The organism is Brevundimonas sp. SL161 (assembly GCF_049896985.1).
In the GTDB taxonomy this organism is placed as follows: domain Bacteria; phylum Pseudomonadota; class Alphaproteobacteria; order Caulobacterales; family Caulobacteraceae; genus Brevundimonas.
Genome location: NZ_JAFCVJ010000003.1, coordinates 38,177 through 61,381 on the forward strand (window position 1 = coordinate 38,177; position 23,205 = coordinate 61,381).

At 67.9% G+C, this 23,205-nt stretch carries 23 protein-coding genes; 10 read left to right on the top strand and 13 right to left on the bottom strand.

Annotated elements, in window-relative coordinates:
* Positions 1-5: 5 nt before the first annotated feature.
* Positions 6-1,013 (bottom strand): thioredoxin-disulfide reductase, encoded by a 1,008-nt coding sequence (gene trxB / locus ACP7AU_RS03925; protein ID WP_426050577.1) that lies wholly within the window; start codon positions 1,011-1,013, stop codon positions 6-8.
* Positions 1,014-1,084: 71 nt separating this feature from the next.
* On the opposite strand from trxB, the gene ACP7AU_RS03930 reads away from it, so the two are divergent.
* Positions 1,085-1,384, top strand: coding sequence for a hypothetical protein (locus tag ACP7AU_RS03930; RefSeq protein WP_426050578.1), 300 nt, complete (start codon positions 1,085-1,087; stop codon positions 1,382-1,384).
* Between the two features lie 3 nt (positions 1,385-1,387).
* On the opposite strand, the gene ACP7AU_RS03935 is transcribed toward ACP7AU_RS03930, so the two are convergent.
* From ACP7AU_RS03935 to ACP7AU_RS03955, 5 genes are all read right to left on the bottom strand, one after another.
* Positions 1,388-2,371 (bottom strand): mitochondrial fission ELM1 family protein, encoded by a 984-nt coding sequence (locus tag ACP7AU_RS03935; protein ID WP_426050579.1) that lies wholly within the window; start codon positions 2,369-2,371, stop codon positions 1,388-1,390.
* On the bottom strand, positions 2,362-2,835 hold the full coding sequence (greA, locus tag ACP7AU_RS03940) for a transcription elongation factor GreA (RefSeq protein ID WP_303696479.1): 474 nt from the start codon (positions 2,833-2,835) through the stop codon (positions 2,362-2,364). The genes ACP7AU_RS03935 and greA overlap by 10 nt, the downstream gene beginning before the upstream one ends.
* 158 nt (positions 2,836-2,993) lie before the next feature.
* On the bottom strand, positions 2,994-3,209 hold the full coding sequence (locus tag ACP7AU_RS03945; protein WP_426050580.1) for a hypothetical protein: 216 nt from the start codon (positions 3,207-3,209) through the stop codon (positions 2,994-2,996).
* 49 nt (positions 3,210-3,258) lie between these two features.
* Positions 3,259-3,924, bottom strand: coding sequence for a glutathione S-transferase family protein (locus ACP7AU_RS03950; protein WP_426036351.1), 666 nt, complete (start codon positions 3,922-3,924; stop codon positions 3,259-3,261).
* Positions 3,925-3,985: 61 nt separating this feature from the next.
* Positions 3,986-4,207, bottom strand: coding sequence for a cysteine protease (locus ACP7AU_RS03955; RefSeq protein ID WP_426036353.1), 222 nt, complete (start codon positions 4,205-4,207; stop codon positions 3,986-3,988).
* 93 nt (positions 4,208-4,300) lie between these two features.
* Here ACP7AU_RS03955 and selD point away from each other — a divergent pair, with 93 nt between their 5' ends.
* Positions 4,301-5,344, top strand: coding sequence for a selenide, water dikinase SelD (gene selD / locus ACP7AU_RS03960; protein WP_426050581.1), 1,044 nt, complete (start codon positions 4,301-4,303; stop codon positions 5,342-5,344).
* Positions 5,341-6,396, top strand: coding sequence for a tRNA 2-selenouridine(34) synthase MnmH (gene mnmH, locus ACP7AU_RS03965; RefSeq protein ID WP_426036357.1), 1,056 nt, complete (start codon positions 5,341-5,343; stop codon positions 6,394-6,396). Before selD ends, mnmH begins: the two co-directional genes overlap by 4 nt.
* A gap of 68 nt (positions 6,397-6,464) precedes the next feature.
* Here mnmH and ACP7AU_RS03970 read toward each other — a convergent pair whose 3' ends face one another.
* Positions 6,465-7,745, bottom strand: coding sequence for a glycosyltransferase (locus ACP7AU_RS03970; RefSeq protein WP_426050582.1), 1,281 nt, complete (start codon positions 7,743-7,745; stop codon positions 6,465-6,467).
* Positions 7,746-7,815: 70 nt separating this feature from the next.
* On the opposite strand from ACP7AU_RS03970, the gene ACP7AU_RS03975 reads away from it, so the two are divergent.
* Complete coding sequence (locus ACP7AU_RS03975; RefSeq protein ID WP_426036361.1) at positions 7,816-9,117, top strand: dicarboxylate/amino acid:cation symporter; 1,302 nt, start codon at positions 7,816-7,818, stop codon at positions 9,115-9,117.
* On the opposite strand, the gene ACP7AU_RS03980 is transcribed toward ACP7AU_RS03975, so the two are convergent.
* A complete protein-coding gene (locus ACP7AU_RS03980; protein ID WP_426036363.1) occupies positions 9,114-9,539 on the bottom strand; it encodes a hypothetical protein in 426 nt (141 codons plus the stop codon). The two genes, ACP7AU_RS03975 and ACP7AU_RS03980, sit on opposite strands and share 4 nt — an antisense overlap.
* Positions 9,540-9,691: 152 nt before the next feature.
* Here ACP7AU_RS03980 and ACP7AU_RS03985 point away from each other — a divergent pair, with 152 nt between their 5' ends.
* A complete protein-coding gene (locus ACP7AU_RS03985; protein WP_426050583.1) occupies positions 9,692-10,027 on the top strand; it encodes a GIY-YIG nuclease family protein in 336 nt (111 codons plus the stop codon).
* 124 nt (positions 10,028-10,151) lie between these two features.
* Here ACP7AU_RS03985 and ACP7AU_RS03990 read toward each other — a convergent pair whose 3' ends face one another.
* Genes ACP7AU_RS03990 through ACP7AU_RS04000 form a run of 3 tightly spaced genes read right to left on the bottom strand, consistent with a single transcriptional unit; the run spans position 10,152 to position 14,101 of the window.
* A complete protein-coding gene (locus ACP7AU_RS03990; RefSeq protein WP_426050584.1) occupies positions 10,152-10,472 on the bottom strand; it encodes a DUF1294 domain-containing protein in 321 nt (106 codons plus the stop codon).
* Positions 10,472-13,786, bottom strand: a complete 3,315-nt coding sequence (gene carB, locus ACP7AU_RS03995; RefSeq protein ID WP_426050585.1) for a carbamoyl-phosphate synthase large subunit — start codon at positions 13,784-13,786, stop codon at positions 10,472-10,474. The genes ACP7AU_RS03990 and carB overlap by 1 nt, the downstream gene beginning before the upstream one ends.
* Before the next feature lie 12 nt (positions 13,787-13,798).
* Positions 13,799-14,101, bottom strand: coding sequence for a hypothetical protein (locus ACP7AU_RS04000; RefSeq protein ID WP_426050586.1), 303 nt, complete (start codon positions 14,099-14,101; stop codon positions 13,799-13,801).
* A 301-nt stretch (positions 14,102-14,402) separates the two neighbouring features.
* Between ACP7AU_RS04000 and ACP7AU_RS04005 the strand changes: the two genes are divergently transcribed.
* On the top strand, positions 14,403-17,408 hold the full coding sequence (locus tag ACP7AU_RS04005) for a TonB-dependent receptor domain-containing protein (RefSeq protein ID WP_426036372.1): 3,006 nt from the start codon (positions 14,403-14,405) through the stop codon (positions 17,406-17,408).
* 77 nt (positions 17,409-17,485) lie between these two features.
* Entirely contained in the window at positions 17,486-18,280 is a 795-nt protein-coding gene (locus tag ACP7AU_RS04010; RefSeq protein ID WP_426050587.1) for a hypothetical protein, read from the top strand.
* Here ACP7AU_RS04010 and ACP7AU_RS04015 read toward each other — a convergent pair.
* A complete protein-coding gene (locus ACP7AU_RS04015) occupies positions 18,271-18,969 on the bottom strand; it encodes an HAD family hydrolase (protein WP_426036376.1) in 699 nt (232 codons plus the stop codon). The genes ACP7AU_RS04010 and ACP7AU_RS04015 overlap by 10 nt on opposite strands.
* Before the next feature lie 54 nt (positions 18,970-19,023).
* Entirely contained in the window at positions 19,024-19,914 is an 891-nt protein-coding gene (locus ACP7AU_RS04020; protein ID WP_426036378.1) for an acyl-CoA thioester hydrolase/BAAT C-terminal domain-containing protein, read from the bottom strand.
* 178 nt (positions 19,915-20,092) lie between these two features.
* Between ACP7AU_RS04020 and ACP7AU_RS04025 the strand changes: the two genes are divergently transcribed.
* From ACP7AU_RS04025 to ACP7AU_RS04035, 3 genes are read left to right on the top strand one after another with little or no spacing between them, the layout of a single operon-like run.
* Positions 20,093-20,797, top strand: coding sequence for an SDR family NAD(P)-dependent oxidoreductase (locus ACP7AU_RS04025; RefSeq protein WP_426036380.1), 705 nt, complete (start codon positions 20,093-20,095; stop codon positions 20,795-20,797).
* Positions 20,798-20,852: 55 nt separating this feature from the next.
* Entirely contained in the window at positions 20,853-21,851 is a 999-nt protein-coding gene (locus tag ACP7AU_RS04030; RefSeq protein ID WP_426050588.1) for an aromatic ring-hydroxylating oxygenase subunit alpha, read from the top strand.
* Positions 21,852-21,876: 25 nt separating this feature from the next.
* A complete protein-coding gene (locus tag ACP7AU_RS04035) occupies positions 21,877-23,178 on the top strand; it encodes an amino acid permease (protein ID WP_426050589.1) in 1,302 nt (433 codons plus the stop codon).
* The last annotated feature ends 27 nt before the right edge of the window (positions 23,179-23,205 follow it).

Sequence of the window (23,205 nt, forward strand, 5' to 3'; positions counted from 1 at the left end):
CGGGGTCACCAGACCCCGATCTTCTCCGCCTCGTGGTGGCTGATCGGGTGGTGCGCTTTCGCGTGGTCTTCCTCGGCGAGGAAGCGCACCGCCTCCAGCGCCGCCATGCATCCCATGCCGGCGGCGGTCACGGCCTGGCGATAGACGTCGTCTGTGACGTCGCCGGCGGCGTAGCAGCCCTCGACATTGGTCGCCGTCGTGCCGGGCGTCACCATCAGATAGCCGCCCTGCTTGGTCTCCAGCTGGCCCTGGAACAGCTCCGACGACGGCGAGTGGCCGATGGCGATGAAGACGCCGTCGGCCTGGACCTCCTGCGTCGCGCCAGTCAGGGCGTGCTTCAGTCGCACCCCCGTGACGTTCGAGGCGATTCCGTCCGACCGTCCCAGGATTTCGTCGACCGCATGGTTCCAGATCACCTCGACCTTGGGATTGGCGAACAGCCGGTCCTGCAGGATCTTCTCGGCCCGGAACTCGTCCTTGCGGTGCACGACGGTCACCTTGGCGGCGAAGTTGGTCAGGAACAGCGCCTCCTCGACCGCCGTATTCCCGCCGCCGACCACGATGACGTTCTTGCCGCGATAGAAGAAGCCGTCGCAGGTCGCGCAGGCCGAGACGCCGAAGCCCTGGTATTTCTGCTCGCTCTCCAGCCCCAGCCATTTCGCCTGGGCGCCGGTGGAGATGATGACTGTCTCTGCCAGCAGCTCGGTCCCTGAGTCCAGCTTCAGCCGGAACGGCCGCTGCGACAGGTCGCAGGAGACGACGATGTCCTCGATGACCTCTGTGCCGACGTGCAGGGCCTGGGCCTTCATCTGCTCCATCAGCCAGGGACCCTGGATGGCCTCGGCGAAACCGGGATAGTTTTCGACGTCGGTGGTGATGGTCAGCTGGCCGCCCGGCTGGATGCCGGCGATGACGACCGGGTTCAGGTTGGCGCGGGCCGCATAGATGGCGGCTGTCCAACCGGCGGGGCCGGAGCCGATGACGGCGACGCGGATCGTTCTCGGAGTGCTCATGAGTGCTATCTAGTCTCTGATTCCGCCCCATGCGATGTCCCGGGCGACGGAAAACCGTGGAGAGATGACAGATGGACGTTCAGCCGCAACGAAGCTTCATCGGGGTCGGGCTCGCCATCGGTGTGGGCGTCGGCGCCGCCATCGGGGTCGCGATGGGCAATCTGGTGATCGGCATCGGCGTCGGGGTGGCCCTGGGCCTCATCCTCGGAGGCGCGCTGGACGCGCGGGACAAGGCGAAGCGCAAGGGCGACGGGGACGGCGGGGGGAGCTACGCCGACGGCGGCAGCGGCAGCGGCAGCGGCGGCAGCGGCGGCCGGTCGAAGGCCGATGGGGCGGACGACGGCGGGGACGGCGGCGGTGGGGGTGACTGACGTCTAGCGCCCCATCGCCCTCAGTAATTCCCGCGCGGCCCGATCCGTCTCGGCCAGCGGCGCATAGGTCCATGTCTCCAGCGATCCGTCGAACGGTCGCGCTGCGCCCCTGGCTTCCAGGTCGGCATGCAGACGCGCGAACTTGCCCGGGGCCTTGAGCGCCACCATTGCCAGGACGTGAACCGGCTTGCCCGTCGAGGCGGCCTCGGCGGCCATGTTGGCGCTGTCCTCGGTGACCAGGATATGGTCGGCGGCGTTCAGGAAGGCGAACAGCGGGTTCGCGCCCTCACCATCCCAGATCCAGCCAGGCAGGTCGCTCAGCCGCCCGGTCATGACCGCCTTCGCCGCCTCGGGCGTTCTGCGGGAGAAGGTCAGCATCAGCGATCCGCCCGATGCCCTTACGGCCGCCGCGATCCGGTCGGCCAGCGTCGCGGCATGGTCCGGCGTCAGGTCGAAGGCCTTGGACCTGCCCCCGATCAGGATGGCGACCCGAGGGCGGGGCAGGACGTCCAGGCGCCCGGCGAAGGCCGGGGCGGCCTCGGCCAGGGTCTCGGGCGTGATGCGGTGGGGTGAGCCGGTGATCGAAACGACCCTGGTCCCGGTCAGGCTGTCGTGCGCCGGCGCCACGACCAGATCGAAAAGAGCCGGGTTGAGGCGCGGATCCTGGGTCTGGACGACGAAGGTCTTGCCGCCGCTTAACCGCCGCACGGCCAGCGACAGAGGCAGGGTCGCCCGGCCCGTCGCGATCCACAGGTCCGGCCAGGGCTCGCCTTCGGCTGGGAAGGGCGCGGCGGACGCCAGCATCCACCGCGCCTTCAGCGCGACCGGCAGCCAGTCGAGGGCCGACCGCCAGCGCACCCGTTTCACGTCGATGTGTGCAGGAGTCAGACGCGCGACCGCCTCGGCGAGGCCGAGCGCCTGATTTTCCATGCCGGCGCGGCCGTCCGAGACGACCGCGATACGAAGGGGCTTTGGCCCTACTTCCACTCGACCTTGAGGATTTCGTAGGCCTTCACGCCGCCGGGGGTGTTCACCTCGACGGTGTCGCCGACGGCCTTGGAGATCATGGCACGGGCGATGGGCGAGGAGATGGAGATCTTGCCCGCCTTCACGTCGGCCTCGTGCTCGCCGACGATCTGGTAGCGGCCTTCTTCCTCGGTGTCCTCGTCGACCACGGTGACCGTGGCTCCGAACTTGACCTGGTCGCCGCTGAGCTTGGTCACGTCGATGACCTGGGCGCGGCTGATCTTGTCCTCGATGTCCGCGATCGAGCCTTCGATCCAGCCTTGGCGTTCCTTGGCCGCGTGATACTCGGCGTTTTCCGATAGGTCGCCGTGTTCGCGGGCCTCCGAAATCGCCGCGATAACGCTGGGACGTTCCACCGACTTCAATTGCTTAAGCTGATCGTCGAGGGAGCGGTAACCCTCGGCCGTCATCGGCACTTTTTCCATGTGGTCGTGATTTTCTGACTTGTCGCCCGGTAAACCGGAGAGGGGACTTAAGAGAAACTCTGGCGAATACGCTGGTCGCTGGGCGCGCGCGACCGGCCGAAGAAGCTAGGGCGCCTAGGGCGGAAACTCAAGGTCCAGCCGGGAAGCGGTCGGCTGGATCAGCTCGCCGATGGTGGCAGGGCGCGGTGACGATTCTGCGACAGACGCCGATCCAGCAGGGTTTTCGCCACCCCGTAGGCGATCCAGGCGACCAGGGCGGCGCCGATGATCGCGAACAGAAGCGAGGCCAGCAGGGCACCCGCGGCCATGAAGGCGAGAAGAAAGGCGATGGCCGCGCCGAGGCCGGCCGCGATCTGTAGGGTTTTCAAACGCATGTCCGCATAACGCGCCCGTCTATTGCGGGTTGCGAGTCCCGCAACGGGTTCAGGCGTAGGCGTAGGGCCCGCCGCGCTCCAGCGCCCTCTGATAGGCCGGCCGGGCATGGATGGTCTGCAGGAAGGCCTTCAGCTTCGGCTTGTCCGGACCGTAGGGCGCGCGGCTGGCCCCGGCTTCCAGCGGGAAGCTCATCATGATGTCGGCGGCCGAGAAGGCCTCGCCGGCGAACCAGGGCGATTTCGACAACTCGCCCTCCCAATAGGCGGTATGGGCCGCGATCTGCGGGTCGATGAAGCTGGACTGCGCCTTGTTCGAGATTGCCTTGACCAGCGGCCGGACGAGGCCCGGCGACCGGGCCGGCAGGGCCCCGAACACCAGTTTGAGCAGCAGCGGCGTCATCGCCGACCCCTCGGCGTAGTGCAGCCAGTAGGTGAACCGCCGCCCGTTCGCCGTCCCTGCCGTCGGCCGCAGCCCGTGCCCCGGATAGGTCGCCAGCAGATATTCCATGATTGCCCCGGTCTCGGCGACGACGACATCCCCGTCCTGGATCACCGGCGACTTGCCCAGCGGATGGATGGCGCGCAGCTCGGGCGGGGCCAGCATGGTGTCGGCGTTCCGCTCGTAGCGCTTCACCTCATAGTCCAGCCCCATCTCCTCCAGCACCCACAGCACGCGCTGGGAACGGGAGTTGTTCAGGTGGTGGACGACGATCATGGCGCGGCTCCGCGAGTTCGGATCACCTTAGCGATGTTGACGCCGGGGAGGGCAAGGGCCGTCAGCGCGTGCGCCCACTCCACCGCCGACGCGGACGTCCCTGCGCCTGAGCCTGACCGGCGCCCCGTTTTGGGTTCGGCGCCACGCCCGTGCGCCGGCTCTGCCACAGCTCATAGGCCAGGGTGGCCAGCGCCAGCTTGCCGGCATGCCGACCGGCGAAGCCGCGCGCGCCCTTCGACAACAGAAGGCCGCCGATGACGGTGGCGATACGGGACAGGGCCATGGGACGTCTCCTTTGATACGCGAACACAACGGCTGCGCACGGCCCAGGTTCACCGCGATTGAAACCCTGCGTGCTTTCGCCCACACCGGACCCATGACTACGCCCGAACCCCGCCTGACCTCCCTGGCCCATGGCGGAGGCTGCGGCTGCAAGCTCTCGCCCGGCGTGTTGCGCGACATCCTGTCGAAGACCCCGCAGGCCGCCGCCTTCGCCAACCTGATGGTCGGGACCGAGACCTCCGACGACGCGGCCGTCTGGCGTCTGAACGATCAGCAGGCGCTGGTGGCGACGACCGACTTCTTCATGCCGGTGGTCGACGACCCGTTCGATTTCGGGCGGATCGCGGCGACCAACGCCCTGTCGGATGTCTATGCGATGGGCGGGCGGCCCATCTTCGCCCTGGCCCTGGTCGGGATGCCGGTGAATGTCCTGTCGACCGACACCATCGGCCGGATCCTCGCGGGCGGCGCCAGCGTCTGCGCCGAGGCGGGCATCCCCGTCGCCGGCGGCCATTCGATCGACAGCGTGGAGCCGATCTATGGACTGGTGGCGCTGGGTCTCGTCCATCCCGACCGGGTCCTGACCAATCGCGGGGCGCGGGCAGGGGACGTCCTGATCCTGACCAAGGGTCTCGGCGTTGGCGTGCTGTCGGCCGCGCTCAAGCAGGAGCGGCTGGACGCGGCCGGGTATGCAGCGCTCATCGCTTCGACCACGAGGCTGAACGCCGTCGGCGCCGATCTGGCCGGGACCGACGGCGTCCACGCCATGACCGACGTGACCGGCTTCGGCTTGCTGGGCCATGCGCTGGAGATGGCGCGCGGCTCGGGGCTGGGCATCGAGCTGGATGCGGGGGCCGCGCCCCTGCTGGAGGGTGTCGAGGCGCTTGCCCGGGACGGCGTCCGCACCGGCGCCTCGGGCCGCAACTGGGCGTCCTGCGCCGAGGAGATCGCTCTGCCGACCGGGTTCGACGACTGGCGCCGCGACCTGCTCACCGACCCCCAGACCTCGGGCGGGCTTCTCGTCGCCGTCGCGACCGAGGCAGCCGGGACCACGCTGGCGACGATCCACGCGGCCGGCTTCGACCAGGCCGCCGTCGTCGGCCGCGTCGTCGAGGGCGCCGGGGTGCGGGTCGTTTGATCCGCCGCACCACCGATCTGTCTCCCGAGGCCCGGGCCGGCTTCGACGCCATCATTGACGTGCGCAGCCCCGCCGAGTTCGCCGAGGACCACATCCCCGGCGCCATCAACCTTCCGGTCCTCGACGACGCCGAACGGGCCGAGGTCGGGACCATCTATGTGCAGCAGTCCAAATTTCTCGCCCGCCGGATCGGCGCGGCGAAGGTCGCCCGCAACATCGCCGCCCATCTCGACGGGGCGCTGAAGGATCGCGACGGGAGCTTCCGCCCCCTGGTCCACTGCTGGCGCGGGGGCCAGAGGTCGGGGGCCATGGTCGCCGTGATGGATCAGATCGGCTGGCCGGTGACCGTGCTTGACGGCGGCTACATGACCTGGCGGCGCACTGTCCAGGCGGTCCTGTATGGCGAGGCCGCATGGTCCGTCATCCTGCTCGACGGCGGCACCGGCTCCGGCAAGACCGCGCTGCTGCCACGCCTCGCCGAACGCGGCATGCAGGCGATCGACCTGGAGGGTCTGGCCGGGCATCGCGGCTCCCTGTTCGGCGCGACCGGCCGTCCCCAGCCGTCGCAGAAACTGTTCGAGAGCCGTCTGTTCGAGGCGCTTGGGACCCTCGACCCGACGCGCCCGGTGGTCGTCGAGGCCGAGTCCAGCCGCATCGGCGCCCGCACAATCCCGCCCACCCTGTGGTCGGCTATGGGCCGCGCCCCGGTGATCGAGCTGAGCGCGCCCGTCGAGGCGCGTGCCCGATTCTCCGCCCGGCTCTATGCCGATATCGCCGCCGACGTTGCGGCGCTGGACACGGCCCTCGGCCGCCTCCCGCCCCATCATTCGAAGGAGACGATCGCGGGCTGGAAGGCGATGGCGCGGGAGGGCCGCACGGTCGAACTCGCCGCCGCCCTGGTCGAGGAACACTACGACCCCGCCTACCGCCGCATGTCCGCGCGGCGCGACCGGCCGGTGATCGGGCGGGTGGAGATGACCGAGGTGCTGGACGCCGACCTCGACCGCGCGGCGGATGCGGTGGCGGCGCTGATCTCCACCGCCAGGACCTGATCCCTTCCTTTCGTCATCCCCGGTCTTCGCTTCGCTTCCAGGAGGATGACGAAAGGGAATGCGGATCGCTAACCGATCAGGGCAATGATCCGCTCCGCCGCCACCGCCGCCCCATCCTCGCGCGACGCCACGACCCCGATCCGCCTCGCCGTCTCGACCACCGTCGGATTCGCCAGCACCCCGCCCAGTACTTCAGCCACCCGCTCCGCCGTATAGCGCTTGCGCCCCAGTGTCGCCCCGCACCCCAGCCGCACCACCCGCGCGGCATCGTCGAACTGGTCGCCGAGGAACGGCACGACCAGCTGCGTTCGCCCTGCGCGCAGGGCCTGCTGCGTCGTCCCGACCCCGCCCTGGTGCACGACGGCGGCGGCGCGTGGGAACAGCTTCGAATAGGGCGCATAGGCCACGGCGAGGGCGTCCGGCCCGTCCGCGACCCCGACATCGCCTTTCGGCCCCACCAGCAGCACAGCCCGCCGCCCCAGAATCCGGGCCGCCTCCAGGCTCTCGACATAGAAGCGTCCGGGGACGATCACCGCCGCGCTCCCCAGGGTGAAGACAAGTGGCTCCGGCCCGGCGGCGAGGAAGGCCTGCAGCGCCGGCGACAAGGGCGTCGGCCCGCCGGTCTCGCTGTCGTAGGCGGCATGGCCGGTCACGGTGAACCCAGATGGCGCGTCGGCCTGCGGCAGGCCCAGCAGCGGTGAATAAAGCCCCAGCGCCAGCGGCCGGTTCTTCAGCCCGTCGAGCAACAGACTGGCCAGCTGCGGCTCCAGACCCATCCTCTGCCGAACCCGATCCGCCGGCCCGGTCCAAGCCGCGCCCCTGGCCCGCGCGCCCGCGAGGGTCAGCCGGTTCAGCGCCAGTCGCCACCCGCCCGACGCCGGCGCCAGCCACGGCGCGTTCGGCAGGGCGGGCGGGTCAAAGGCCGAGAAGACGATGGCCGGCTGCAACGCGACCGGAACGAAGGGCAGGCCGAGACCATCCGCCGCCATGGCCGCCCCGGCGGCGAAGGTCGATCCGACAATCGCGACCGCGCCTTGAGCCACCGCCAGCAACTGCCGGGCCCCGCGCTCCAGATGCGGCAGCAGCATCTTCTCGAACAGGAAGCTGCTCGAACGCGTCACCGCCTCGGTGATCTCCAACTCCGTCATCCCCATCATGACCTCGAGCTCGGCGATGCTCGGGCCGATGGCGTGGAAGGTCAGGCCCTCGGCCCGGATCTTGTCGCCATGTTGTGGCGAGGAAGCGATCTCCGCCTCGAACCCCCGCGCCTTCAACGCCAGCGCCAGGGCGATGAACGGATGCAGGTCGCCGAGCGATCCGGCGGTAGCGAGGACGATGCGGGGAGGCATGACGAACCCTAGCACGCCCCGGTGAAGGTTCGCGCTGGCGTCCCGTGACGCCGGTGCTAGCCTCGTCGTCATGACCCGATCTCGCACGGCTGCCATCTTCACCTCCCTCAGCCTCTGGGTGATGGTCGCCCTGGTCGGAGGCCTGGCGGCGGGCGCCGCGGCCCAGGCCTGGGGCATCCCCGGCGGGACCGGGACGGTGGCGGTGATCGACGCCCTGGGCCAGCTGTGGCTCAACGCCCTGAGGATGACGATCATCCCCCTGGTCTTCAGCCTGCTGGTGACCGGCATATCCTCCATCGCCGATGCGGCGGCGACCGGCCGGCTCGCGCTCAAGGCGATGATCGTCTTCGCCCTGCTGCTGCTCGGGGCCACGGTTTATGCCTTCGCCTCGTCGCTGGGACTGCATGCCCTGTGGCCCATCGGCGCGGACGGGGCCGCCGCCCTCCTCGCCGGTGCCCCGCCCGAGGCCGCGCGCGAGGTCGCCGAGAACGTCGGCGGCGGCGGCTTCGGCGCCTTCCTGACCAGTCTCGCCCCCGCCAACCCGATCCGGGCCGCGGCCGACGACGCCATCCTCGCCATCGTCGTCTTCGCCATCGCCTTCGGCTTCGCCACCACCCGGCTCGACGCCCGTCTGCGCCAGCCCGTCGCCCTGTTCTTCGAGGCGGTCGCCCAGACCATGATCGTCATTGTCCAGTGGGTGCTGGCCGTGGCTCCGCTGGGCGTCTTCGCCCTGGCCCTCGGCGTGGGCCTGCGCGCCGGCCTCGGCGCCGCCGGGGTGCTGGGCCACTATATCGCCCTAGTCTGTCTCAGCCTGATCGGCCTGATCCTTCTGACCTATGTCGTGGCCGTGGTCGTCGGCCGGATCGGTCTCGGCCGCTTTGCGCAAGGCGCCGCGCCGGCCCAGGTGGTGGCCTTCTCGACCCAGTCGTCACTCGCCTGCCTGCCGATCATGGTCGAGCGCGCGATCGACCGTCTCGGCGTCTCGACGGCGACTGCGGGTCTGGTCCTGCCGCTGGCGGTAGCCGTTTTCCGCATCACGAGCCCGGTCGCGAACCTGGCCGTCGTCATCTATGTCGCGAAGCTGACGGGGACGGAGATCACCACCGCCACCATGCTGGCCGGAGGCCTCGCCGCCCTGGCCGTCAGCATCGGCACCGTGGGGCTTCCGGGACAGGTCAGCTTCTTCGCCTCCATCGCCCCGATCTGCCTGGCCATGGGCGTGCCTCTGGAGGTCCTGCCCCTGCTGCTGGCGGTCGAGGTCGTGCCCGACATCTTCCGCACCGTCGGCAATGTAACCGCCGATCTGGCGGCCGCGCGGATCGTCGAGGGCCGTGACGCCGCAGCGGATCCGGAGGCGGCGGCGGGAATCTAGTCGCGCGTACCACTGCCCGTCTTGCCGTAGTCCGCCCGCCAGCGCAGCTTGTCGAGGACGGTCGCCGCGCGGAGTTGGGCGGTCGCTTCTGCGGTCTTGCCCCGGCTCAGCAGCCAGGCCGCGCGGCGCACCGCCTCGGCAAGGGCGACGTGGGCATTGACGGGTGGGATCTCCCCGGCCTCGACCAGCCTCTCCAGACCTCCATCCGGCTCATCCGCCCCGCCCCGGATCGGCTGCAGGTCGATCTGACGGGCATAGGTCTTGCGGGTCCAACCCTCGATGATCGCGCGACGCCGCAGGTTGGCCAGGCCGACGTCGAACCGACGCGCCACCGACGGCGCCGACTCCCCGGCGATATAGGCCTGCCGGACCCGCGCCCAGGTCTCTGGCCCGCGATATTTGCGCAGACGATGGTGTTCCATCCGCACAGCTTGGCATGTGCCTGCGTCGAAAACGGTCGCAGGCGGAACTGAGACGGAGCCCACCGGGCGGATCGCAGGCAAGCCCGGCGCCAATTCTTATTTACCCGGGTAAAATAATAGGCATATGTACCCGGGTAGAAAAGGAGGTCGTCATGACCCAATCGGATCGCAACGCCCTGATCGCGGCATACAAGGAGCGCAAGACCGTTGCCAGCGTGTTTGCCGTCATATGCAGCGCCACAGGCGAAGTCTGGGTGGGGCGCAGTCTTCATGTCGAGACGCACCGGAACGGGCTGTGGTTCTCGCTCAGGGTCGGCGGCTATCCCAACCCCGGGCTTCAGTCGGCGTGGCGCGTGCATGGCGAGGACGGCTTCAGGTTCGAGGAGCTCGATCGGCTTTCGACCGACCTCTCCAGTCTGGAGCGCGACGGGGAGCTGAAACGGCGCGCCGCGCTTTGGAAGGCCCGGCTCCAGGCCCGCGCCCTGTAGCCCGTGCTTCGATTGCGCAGTCGGCGCAATGTGCAGGAAAATGGCATAGCCGGTCTGGTCGAACTGGCCGGTTTCTGCGGTCAATGACTGGTCGAAATCGTCGGGGACTGGTCGCGGGCCGCAGTCACGGCAATCCGCCTGTCGGCCAGCCGGGCGTCCCCGCGCCGAGCAACCACAAGACCACGCTGGCAACCCCCGCCAGATGCAGGAAAATTGTCAGGCCGAGCTGCGTTCTGAACGGTTCCTTGCGGGTCTTGTGACGCAGCACATGCTGGCCGAGCCATGCGCCAAAACCGCCAAACAAGGCGGCGCCCAACAGGACGCGTTCGGGCGTCCGCCGGGCTCCCGCCCCGGCCGCCCGCTTGTCCAGCCAGAACCGTGCGAACGCATGCAGATTGCCGAGCGCCAGAAGGACCAGAAACAGGTCGATCCGGCTCAACGACATCAGTGCGCGTAATCCTGGATCGGCCGCACATCCAGCGTGTCCGCCTGGATCGCGCCGATCGCCTGGGCCGCCGCCAGGGCCCCCGCCGAGGTCGTATAGTAGGGCACCTTGGTCATCAGGGCCGACCGACGCAGGCTGAAGCTGTCCTGCAGCGACTGCTTGCCCTCGGTGGTGTTGATGACCAGCTGGACGTCGCCGTTCTTGATCGCGTCAACGATGTTCGGACGGCCTTCCAGCACCTTCTTCACATGGCCGACCTTCAGGCCCTGGGACTCCAGGTAGGTGTGGGTGCCGCCCGTGGCGATGACCTCGAACCCCTGGCTCAGCAGCAGTTTCACCGCCTCGACGATGAACGGCTTGTCGTCGTCCTTGACCGAGACGAAGGCGCAGCCGGCCGTCGGCAGGATGGTGCCGCCGCCGATCTGGGACTTGGCGAAGGCGCGCGCGAACGCCGGGGCCATGTCGGTCTCGCCCGGACGCTTAAAGTCCAGGCCCATGACCTCGCCGGTCGACCGCATTTCGGGGCCCAGGATGGTGTCGACCCCGGCGAAGCGGGCGAACGGGAAGACCGCCTCCTTGACCGCGATATGGTCGTAGGGGACGTCCTTCAGCCCGAAGGATTTCAGCGGCACGCCGGCCATCACCTTGGCGGCGATGGCGGCGACGGGCAGGCCGATGGTCTTGGCCACGAAGGGCGCCGTGCGTGACGCGCGCGGGTTCACTTCCAGCACGAAGATGCGCGGGTTGTCGCTGTGCGGCTCCTCGATGGCGAACTGCACATTCATCAGGCCGCGCACCTTGAGGGCACGCGCCATGGCCTCGGTCTGGCGCTTCAGCTCGGCGACCGTCTCGGGCTTCAGCGACCACGGCGGCATCGAACAGGCGCTGTCGCCCGAGTGGACGCCCGCTTCCTCGATGTGTTCCAGCACCCCGGCCACGAAGACCGTCTCGTCGTCGCACAGGGCGTCGACGTCCACCTCGGTGGCGCGGTTCAGATAGTGATCGATCAGGACCGGGTCGTTGCCCGACACCCGCATGGCCTCGCCGACATAACGGTCCAGCTGCTCGCGGTCGTGGACGATCATCATCCCGCGTCCGCCCAGCACATAGGAGGGGCGCAGGACGACCGGATAGCCGACCTCGTCCGCCTTCTGCGCGGCCTCTTCGGCGCTGCGGGCCAGGCCGTTGGGCGGCTGCATCAGGCCGATGTCGTTCAGCATGACCTGGAACCGCTCGCGGTCCTCGGCCAGGTCGATGGAGTCCAGCGACGTGCCCAGGATCGGGATGCCGTCCTCGTGCAGGGCGTGGGCCAGCTTCAGCGGCGTCTGGCCGCCGAACTGGACGACGACGCCGATCAGGTTTCCGTTGGAGCGCTCGACCTCGATCAGCTCCAGCACGTCCTCGGCCGTCAGCGGCTCGAAGTAGAGCCGATCGGAGGTGTCATAGTCGGTCGACACCGTCTCCGGGTTGCAGTTGACCATGATGCTCTCGACGCCGAGGTCCGCGAAGGCGAAGGCCGCGTGGCAGCAGCAGTAATCGAACTCAATGCCCTGCCCGATCCGGTTCGGCCCGCCGCCTAGAATTATCGCCTTTTTTCTGTCGGTTGGCTCGGATTCACACTTCGGAATCTGGCCCAGCGCACCGGTCTCATAGGTCGAATACATATAGGCTGTGGCCGAGGCGAACTCGGCCGCGCAGGTGTCGATCCGCTTGAACACGGGACGCACGTTCAGGCCGCGACGGGCGTGACGAACGGCCTTCTCGGTGGCGCCGGTCAGCTGCGCCAGACGGGCGTCGGAGAAGCCCTTGGACTTCAGCTTGCGGAACTCGGTCGGGTCGGTCGGCAGGCCCTGGACGCGGACGTGGCCCTCGGTGCGCACGATATCGGCGATCTGGCGCAGGAACCACGGCTCATACGAACAGGCGGCGTTGACCTCCTCGACCGAAAGGCCGTGGCGGAAGGCTTGCGCGATGACGCGGATGCGGTCGGGCGTGGGCATGCCCAGCGCCCGCACCACGGCAGCCCGGATGGAGGCGTCGTCGGCGGGGCCGCCAAGAGTCGGAGTGACGCCTTCGATCTCGATCTCGTCGAAGCCGCTGAGGCCGGTCTCGAGGCCGCGCAGGGCCTTCTGCATCGATTCCTGGAAGGTCCGGCCGATGGCCATGACCTCGCCGACCGACTTCATCGACGTGCCCAGCAGGGGCTCCGACCCCGGATATTTCTCGAAGGCGAAGCGCGGGATCTTGGTCACGACATAGTCGATCGACGGCTCGAACGAGGCCGGCGTCACCATGGTGATGTCGTTGGTCAGTTCGTCCAGCGTGTACCCCACGGCCAGACGCGCCGCGACCTTGGCGATCGGGAAGCCGGTGGCCTTGGAGGCCAGAGCGGATGACCGCGACACGCGCGGGTTCATCTCGATCACCAGCATCCGGCCGTCGGCCGGATTGATCGCCCACTGCACGTTCGATCCGCCGGTCTCGACGCCGATCTCGCGCAGGACATTGATCGAGCCCGTGCGCATGCGCTGGTACTCCTTGTCCGTCAGGGTCAGGGCAGGGGCGACGGTGATGGAGTCGCCCGTGTGCACGCCCATCGGGTCGATGTTCTCGATCGAGCAGATGATGATGCAGTTGTCCGCCTTGTCGCGGACGACCTCCATCTCATACTCCTTCCAGCCCAGCACCGACTCCTCGATCAGAACCTCGGTGGTGGGCGACAGGTCGAGGCCGCGCAGGACGATCTCCTCGAACTCCTCGCGGTTGAAGGCGATGCCGCCGCCGGTGCCGGCGAGGGTGAAGGACGGGCGGATGACGGCGGGCAGGCCGACGAATTCCAGCCCCTCCAGCGCCTCTTCCATGTTGTGGGCGGCCTTGGACTTCGGCGATTCCAGGCCCAGCTTGTCCATGGCGTTGCGGAATTTCTGGCGGTCCTCGGCCTTGTCGATGACATCGGCCTTCGCCCCGATCATCTCGACGCCGTACTTCTCCAGCACCCCGTTTGCGTCCAGCGCCAGCGCCGTGTTCAGGGCCGTCTGCCCCCCCATCGTCGGCAACAGGGCGTCGGGCCGTTCCCTGGCGATGATCCGCTCGACGAACTCCGGCGTGATCGGCTCGATATAGGTCGCGTCCGCCATGTCCGGATCGGTCATGATCGTCGCCGGGTTCGAGTTGACCAGGATGACCCTGTACCCCTCGGCCTTCAGCGCCTTGCACGCCTGCACCCCCGAGTAGTCAAACTCGCACGCCTGCCCGATTACAATCGGGCCTGCTCCAATAATCAATATGGATTTCAAGTCTGTACGTTTTGGCATGGCGCTCTGGTCTTAGTTCGTCACGACCGCGCATTCCCAGCCGTCGTAGTCGAGCTGGAAGGCTGCGGCCCAGGATTGCGTCATCGACGAGACGGGGGCGAAGCTGGCTTCGTCCACCGCCGTGGTCGTTTCGAGAACGGTCGAGTCGCCCTGCCCCCGGGTCAGGAAGCCGGCACGACGGGCGACCTCGTTCAGGTCGTCGTGGTCGCCTTCGCCGTTGAAGTAGAACAAAGTGTGGCGAGGGGTGATCCCGGTATCGCCATGAGTCATCAAGGACGCGCGGATCATCGCGTCCCGTTCGTCATGGCTGATCATATCGTAGTGCAGGGTCGTCTCTCGCTCGCTCGCTGGCGTGCGAACGGCCGGCGGCGCTGTTCGGCGGGCCGGTTTCGTTCGTGTTGTCGGTTAAGCGGCCCGTTTAGAGACGGTGGCCGCGCGGGGCAAGCGGGCTCTGACGTGCCGTTGATGCAACAGGTCCCCGCCTCATTCTAACAGGCCGCAGGGAAGCCGCGACGAAAATATGGCAATGGAGTTGCCAAATTGCGTCCTCCCGATGCAAGATCAGGGGCCTCCGCCAATCATACTGACGGATCCTGATTTTTACGGAGTGAATGTCATGCTCTTCCGCAATCGACTGCGGCAATCCTCGGCCATTGCGTCCGGTCTGTTCGCCGCGCTGGTCATGGCCGGGCCTGTCTTCGCCCAGAACGCGCCACCTCCGCCTCAGGATCCCGACGACGAAGACGCCACGACGGTCGAAGAGGTCGTCGTCACCGGGTCGCGCATTCCGACCAACGAATTCACCAGCGCATCTCCGGTCCAGATTTTGACTACCGACCGGGCCCGCCAGCGCGGTCTCAGCGACACGACGCAGTTGCTGCAGTCCTCGACGCTCGCGGCCGGCTCGGCTCAGGTGAACTCTACAATCTCCAGCGCCTTCGTCACGGACGGCGGGCCGGGCTCGGCGACCATCTCGCTGCGCGGCCTGGGCGCCAATCGCACCCTGGTGCTGCTGAACGGCCGTCGCGCCGGTCCGGCGGGTACGCGCGGCGCAGTCTCGGCCTTCGACCTGAACGTCATCCCGCAATCGGCGATCGACCGCGTCGACATCCTGAAGGACGGCGCTTCGTCCATCTACGGCTCGGACGCCGTGGCGGGGGTCGTGAACCTGATCACCGAGCGCGGCCGCGACGGCGGCGTGATGAATGTGTTCGGCACGGTTCCGATCGAGGGCGGCGGCGAGCAATACAATGTCTCGGCCGCCTGGGGCGCGAATTTTGATCGCGGCTACCTGAACCTGTCGGCCGACTACTACCGCCAGGAGAAGCTGGCCGCCGGCGAGCGGGACTACCTGGTCTGCCGCAACCAGTATGTGTTCCAGCCCGGCACCCGCACCCGCGCCGACCGCATCGATCCTCGCACCGGCCAGCCGCAGTGCACGGACCTGACCTGGGGTCAGATCTACGTCTACGGCCCGGACTTCTCGGGCCGCGCGGGCCGGTTCCAGTTCGACTATGACGGCAACCTCGGCCAGCACATCCCGCGCCGGCCGACAAACCCGGTTGTCTCGGCGCAGTATCCCACTGCGCCGACCGGCTTCTATCTGGTCAACTACGACATCCCGTCGCGGGCGGTGACGAACAACCTCAGCGAATACGCGCTGGAGGAATCGATCATCCCCGAAACGACCCGCTATACGGTCTTCGCCGAAGGCGCCTACGAGATCAGCGGCGCCGTCGAGGCCTATGCCGAGATCCTGCTGAACCGTCGCGAGAGCCGCACGGACAGCTATCGTCAGTTCTGGAACTACACCTACACGGCCGACTTCCTGGACTTCTATTACGGCCCCGGCTCCGGCGGCGACCCGGTCACCGGCTTCCGCGGGCTGAACATCCTCAGCGCCACGCCCATCACCGACCACTTCGACCAGTCGCAGACTGTCGACTACGCCCGGGCCGTTGCCGGCGTTCGAGGCGACCTGGGCGGCTGGAAGTGGGACGTCTTCGCCCAGTACAGCCGCTCGGACGGCGAATACACAACCGATGTCATCCTGCAGGATGCGGTGGACTCGACCAGCTTCAAGACGCGCTCCTGCGTCGGCACCAACCTGCCGGTCAGCGGCCGGCCCTGTATCGACGTCGACTTCACCCGGCCTGACTTCCTGGCCGGTCGTCTGACGCCTGCGGAGCGGGCCTTCCTGTTCGACACCGACACCGGCAAGACGATCTACGAGCAGATGTATCTGGAAGGCACGATCGGGGGCACCCTGTACGAGTTGCCGGCCGGTCCGCTGGGCGCCGCCTTTGGCTTCCACGTGCGTCGCGACGAAATCGAGGACACGCCCGGCCCGATCACCCTGGCCGACAACAGCTGGGGCCTGTCCGGCGGCGGCATTACGGCGGGTACGGAAGACACCAACGAAGTCTACGGCGAGCTCTCGGTCCCGCTGCTGGCTGACGTGCCGTTCGCCCAGCGCCTGACGATGTCTCTCTCGGGTCGCTACACCGACACCAAGACTTCGGGCGACGCCTCGACCTACAAGGTGGGCCTGAACTGGGAGATCACGGACTCCATCCGTTTCCGCGCCACCCACGGGACCTCGTTCCGCGCACCGGCCCTGTTTGAACTGTATCTGGCCGACCAGACCAGCTTCATCGGTCAGCGCAACATCGATCCCTGCCTGAACCTCGGTCAACGCGTCGCCGACGGCAGCATCCAGACGACCAGCCCGATCTATCGGAACTGCACCAGCACGTCCGGACCGGGCGGCGGGGTTCTGCCGACCTTCACCGGCGGCGTGGTGAGCGCCACGGTCGTCACCGGCGGCGGCCTGGGCGTGCTGGTGCCCGAGACCTCGAAGGCTACTGTCATCGGCGTCATCCTGACGCCGGCCGGCAGCGACCTGAGCCTGGCCGTCGACTATTTCGACATCGCCATCAAGGACCAGGTCGATGTGCTCGGCGCCGCCGGGATCCTGCAGGCCTGCTATCTGTCGGAAAGCTTTCCCAACGATCCGATCTGCAACCAGTTCGATCGCAACGGCACCACCAAGTCGATCGATCGGGTTCGCGACAGCTATCTGAACATCGCGGAACAGAACAACCGCGGCATTGACTTCACGGCGCGATGGTTCCGTGACTTCGACTTCGGCACCGTGACCATTGATACACAGACCACCTGGACCTTCGAAACCAATCAGTCGACCTTCGCCAACTTCGGCACGGACTTCCTGGGCGACATCGGCAATCCGGAACTGGTCGGCAACGTCAACCTGACCCTGGAACGCGGCCCCTGGACGGCCTTCTGGGGCTGGGACTGGATCGGCAACCAGGACGCCCGCCCGGACATCATCCGCAACGGCGGCAATCTGAACCAGGTGATCGACGGCCGCACGACCGAGACCAAGGCCTATGCCGAGTTCACCGGCTTCCACAGCGTGTCCCTGAGCTACGAGGGCGACGGCTGGGAAATCTCGGGCGGCCTAGCCAACCTGTTCGACGAACTGCCGCCGGCCGCCTCGTCGGTCTCGGTGGGCACCACCGGCAACTCGGTCCTGCAGTCTCAATACACCGAGGCCTACTACGGCCGGCGCGCCTTCATGCGTCTGTCCAAGTCGTTCTGATCCGGAACGATCCACGCTAGGACGAAGGGCGGCGGAGAGATCCGCCGCCCTTTTCCGTTTCGCCCTCAAGGAACCCCATGGCCATCATCAAGGGCATGCAGGACACGCTGGACGCCGAGGTCGCGCGTTTCGTCCAGACGCCGCTGAAACAGCCTCTGCTCGTCAACAGCATCCCCAAGGGCGGGACGCACTTGCTGCGCAATGTCTTGCGGATGTTCGTCCCGATCGAGCAGCATCACGACCGGGATTTCGTGCAGATCCCGAATATGCACCAGCACCTGGACGCCTTCGATCCGAACGCGCCCAAACTGGCGGCGGCGCATCTTTTGTTCAGCGATCAGTCGCTGGCCAATATCCGGTTCGCCCGGCACATCCTGCTGGTGCGGGATCCCTGGGACTGGGTGCTCGCCCGCGCCCGCTTCTTCGTCTCGGACGAGTTCGAGCAGGAGAACATCCAGCACCTCAAGACCCCCGGCCTCTTCTCGGCCGAGGCCCTGATGAACATGATGATCTTTGGCGTGCACCAGAAGTCGCCCGCCCTGATCGACATCTACACCCACAATGCCGCCGCCTGGTTGGGGGCGGGGGTTCATCTCGTTCGCTATGAGGATCTCGCCGCGGCCGTCCGCGACATAGAGGCGCCCGGGAGCGAGCGACTGATTGCCGAGTTGCTGGAAGCAGCGGGCATCGTCCGCCCCGACGACTGGCGTGAACGCGTGGTCACCGGCGCCGACCGGAAGAAGAGCCGGACTGCCCGCGAAAACCTGAAATTGCCCGACGGCCTGGTATTCCCTGATGTTCTGCCGGACGCGCAGAAAGCGCTGGTCGAGTTCCACGCGCCCGGCTTGCGGAAATTGCTCGGCTACGCCTGAGCCCGCTCGGCGATCCATGCGGGCAGGTCGTCGATACGGTCGAGCAGGCCGAAGCGCGGGTGGTCGACCGGCGGCTCGGCGATCTCGTGCGCCCAGGTGACGTGATAGGGGATGTGGACGGCGAAGGCCCCGGCCTCGATGGCCGGGATGACGTCCGACTTGACCGAATTGCCGGCCATGACCGCCTCGTGGGCGCCCGTGCCGTGGCGGGCAAAGACGCGGTAATAGGTGCCCCTATCCTTCTCCGAGACGATCTCCACGGCCGCGAACAGATCGCCGAGGCCGGACGCCGCCAGCTTGCGCTCCTGGTCCAGCAGGTCGCCCTTGGTGACCAGCACGAGGCGATACTGTTCGGACAGCCGCTGCAGGGCCTCGTCGACGCCCGGCAGGGTCTCGACCGGATGGGCGATCATCTCGCGGCCGGCGGCGAGGATTTCGCGCAGGACGCCCGGCGGAGGCTCGCCCTCGCACAGCTCCATTGCCGTCTCGATCATGGAGAGGGTGAAGCCCTTGATGCCGTAGCCGTAGAGCCTCAGGTTCCGGCCCTCTACCTCGGCCAGGCGCGCCTCGATGAGCGCGTTGTCGTGGTCGCCCAGCAGATCGAGGAACCGCGCCTGGGTCAGGCGGAAGATGGTCTCATTGTGCCAGAGGGTGTCGTCGGCATCGAGGCCGACCGTGGTGATCGTCATACCCGCCGTCTCGCCCAAGGCATCGGGGGACGCAAGCCTCCGATGCGCCTTACCTCAGTGCGACAGGGCCTCGCGCAGGAAGGCCAGGACGCGGGGCCAGCCGTCGGCGCGGGCGGACACCAGGGCCGGGATCGTGCCGCCGACACTCAGCACGCCCTGCAGCGCTGGTGCGTTCGGATCGCGGATCGGCGGGCCGAATACAGCGTGGCCAGCGTCCTCATATTCGATGCTGACGACCGGGAAGGCGAAGTCGTGCGCCTGCAGGCGACGCTCGATCCGGGCGGCCATGTCAGCAGACGGCCACAGCGTATCGGCCTGGCCCGAGATCATCAGGATCGGCCCGGCGATCCGCTCAACCGGGATTTCCGCCTCGGCCGGGGCAGAGTCCATGGCGCCCGCGTACAGGGCGAAGATGCTGATGAAACCCTGGCTGAAGTCATAGGGCGTATAGACCAGTGGCTGGCCGCCTGCAGTCCAGGACGATCCTGTGGGGCTGCCCGTCTGATCAATCCCCTGCCAGACAAGACTCGACGGCACGCCGACCGCGACCGCCTTGATCCGCGGGTCGCGGCTGGCGGTCAACAGGGCCAGCTCGGCGCCCTTGGACACGCCCATGACGGCGACGGGGCCGGCGACCTCAGGCCTCGACTGAAGCCAGACCAGAGCGGCGCCCACGGGCTCGATGGGGATCTCGTTGAGGCGCGGCGACTGGCCGGTCTCGCCGAAGTAGGAGACTGCGATGGCGTTGAACCCGTCGGCTGCAAGGCGTCGGGCGAGGTTGCGCGAGCCGCCCAGCCCGCCTTCTGAGCCGCCCAGCACGATGACGGCGCCGCGCGAGGCTGTGGCCGGATCGGCGGCGAAATAGTCGGCGACCAGATCTGCGCTGCGCACCTCCTGGGTCGGCGGAACAGTGGCGACAGCGGCAGTGGCCGGGGTTTGGGCCACGGCGGAGGCTGCGCTGCCACATGTGAGTAACAGCGCGGCGAGCAAGGCGGATGGGGTCGAGCGCGACATCATTGGACCTCCGTAGTTAAAGAACTTTGTATAACAAAGTATATGGGAGCGCAAGGGCGCGACGCGATGCCAGCTTGTTCTTCTCCCCTGGAGGGCGTTGATCGGACGCATGCAGGCTCTCGGTCCAGACGTCGCTTCCGCTGTTGTCGTCGGTGCATCGGGGGGCATCGGGGCAGCCGTGGCCGATGGGTTGGCGGCGTCGGGACGTTTCGCCACGATTCACCGCCTGTCCCGCTCGGTGACGGGACTGGATCTGGAAGATGAGGCCAGCATCGCCGCCGCCGCCGGGCGAATCGCGGACGGACCGGCTCCGGCTTTGATTTTCGTAGCCACCGGCATCCTGCACCACGGCGAGGCGCCCGAACGATCCTTCAGGGCGATGACGGCGGAGCACCTGCTGCGAGACTACCGCGTCAACACCGTCGGCCCGGCGCTCGTCGCCAAGCATTTCCTGCCGTTGCTCCCCCGCGACCGGCGCGCTGTGTTCGCGGCCCTGTCCGCACGAGTCGGATCGATCGGCGACAACCGTCTGGGCGGCTGGCACAGCTATCGCGCGTCCAAGGCGGCGCTGAACATGATCGTTCGCAACCTCGCGATCGAGATGGCGCGCTCTCATCCCCATGCGATTGTGGCGGGGCTGCATCCGGGGACGGTGAGTACAGGGCTGAGCGAACCGTTCCAAAAAGGGGTGTCGCCGGAAGCATTGTTCACGCCCGCTGTCTCTGCAGGAAATCTGTTGGGTGTCCTTGACGGCCTGACTCCTGCGGACAGCGGCGGCGTCTTCGCGTGGGACGGTGCACGAATCCCGGCCTAGCCTGCGGAAAGTCGAGCCGCTTGACGAGGCCGGGCCTCCGCGGCCTTGTTGGGTCATGCAGGTCACTCTTCCGGCCCGGCTTTACGGATGTCCCGACGCGTGGCTGCGCGAGCGCAAAGGCCTGTTCGGGCACACGTGGTTGTTCCTCGCTCATGAGGCCGAGGCGTCGGATGCCGGCGACTGGGTCGCCACCGACGTCGCAGGGCATCAGTTGTTGATGGTGCGAGGAGCAGACGGCGCGCTGCGGGCCTTCCACAATGTCTGCCGCCACCGGGCCGGGCCGCCGGTCAGTGGGGTCGCAGGGAATTGCGGGCGCGAACTGGTGTGCGGCTACCACGGCTGGCGCTACTCGCTTGAGGGTCGGCTGAGGGCGGCGACGGGGTTCGGCGCCGCCGAGGGGTTCGATCCCCGCGAATTCGGCCTGTTGGGCCTGAGGCTGGAGACCTGGCGCGGGCTGGTGTTCGTGACGCTGGACCCCGACGCTGCGCCCCTCGGTCAGACCGTCGCGCCGCTCGAGACGTTGCTGGCAGAACGGGGTTTCGACATCGCCCGCCCGGCCGCGCGCCGCACCCATGTCCTGGACTGCGACTGGAAGGTCTATGCCGAGAACTATCTGGAGGGCTACCACATCGGTTCGGTCCATCCCGTCCTCGCCGACGAACTGGGCCCGGCGGAATACCGCGTCCGGGTCGAGGGCGATCTGGTGATCCAGGAGGCGGTCGGGGTGAACGACGGACCCCAGGCAGGGGTCTGGGGCTGGCTGTGGCCCAACCTAGGGATCAACGTCTATCGCAACGGAGCGATGATCGAGCGGATGACGCCGGTCGGGCCGGGTCGCACGCGGCTGGACTATCTGTTCCTCAACGACGGCGGGGAGGGGGCGCTGGGCGAGGCGCTGGTAGCATCGGACCGGCTGACCGCCGAGGACGCGGCCATCTGCGAGGCCGTGCAGAGGAACCTGACGGCGGGCGCCTATGAGACGGGTGTGCTGAGTTCTCGCCACGAGACCGCCGTGGCTTGGTTCCAGATGCGGATCGGCGCCGTCCATGCTTGAGTGATGGCAGGCAAGGGGGAACCGCATGACCGACGCGCGACCGGCGGGCGACCGCAAACTCGGCTGGGGTCTCGCCGCCCTCCTCGTCACCGGCAACATGATCGGCTCGGGTGTGTATCTCCTGCCGGCCTCGCTGGCGTCGATCGGCAGCTCCAGTCTGGTGGGCTGGGTCGTCGCCGCATTGGGCGCCTTGCTGCTGGCCGCCGTTTTCGCGGGCCTCGGCCGAACGCTTCCCGCGGCCGACAGCCCGTCCGGCTACGCGGGGCAGGGGCTCGGCCGTTTCTTCGGCTATCAGGCTTCCGTGGCCTACTGGGTCGGCAACTGGGTCGGCAATGTCGCCATCGCGGTGGCCGCCACCGGATACATGGCGTTCTTCGTCCCGATGCTGGCGGAGCGTTGGCCCGGCGCCGTGTGCAATGTCGCCCTCGTATGGCTGACCACCCTTCTCTACATGGCCGGGCCCCGGGCCGTAGCGCGTTTCGGCGGGCTGACCCTGGCTGTCCGTCCGGTTCCCCTGGTGATTGCAGTGTTCGCTGGCGCGATCGCCTTCGACCCGGCGGTCTTCGCGGCGTCATGGTCGCCGGCCGGCGTCGGTCTGACGTCGAGCGTACCGGCCTCCATGGCGCTGATCTTCTGGGCCTTCCTGGGCTTCGAAAGCGCTGGAGTGGTGGCCCAGAGGCTGAAGGACCCCGAACGGAACGTCGGTCGCGCCACTTTCGTTGGCGTCACGCTGGCGGCCATCATCTATATCGCGGTCAGTGCTGCGGTGTTCGGCGTCATCCCGGCGGCGGAACTGGCGCAGTCCAGCAGCCCGTTCGCCGATGTGGCCGTGCGGGTGATCGGAAGCGGGGCGGCAGGCTTCGTCGCGGTCTGCGCCGTGGCCAAGACACTGGGAACGCTGGGCGGCTGGATGATGCTGACCGGAGAGACCGCCCGCGCCGGCGCCCGCCAGGGCTTCCTGCCTCGGGTCTTTGGCCACGGGGCGGTGACGCCGCCCGCCAATCCCCTGATCCACGGCGTGCTGATGACCGTCATCGTCCTGGCCAGCGCCCAGCCCCGGCTCGCCGGGCAGTTCGGTCTGCTGATCGGCGCGACGACCGTGCTGTTCCTGGTCGTCTACGGGTTCTGCTGCGTGGCCCTGATGCGGTTCACCGACCGCTGGCCGGAGCGGATCGCGGCGCTGGGCGGCCTGGCATTCTGCGGCTGGGCCGTTGTGATGTCTGGCTGGGTCTTTCTGGGGATCGCGGTGGCCTTTTTCGCGGTGACGACTGTCGTCTGGGTCGGTCTCAGGCTGCGGAGGCGGCACCTCGCGCTAACAAAGCCATGACGACCGCCACCGACGGCGTTGACCGCC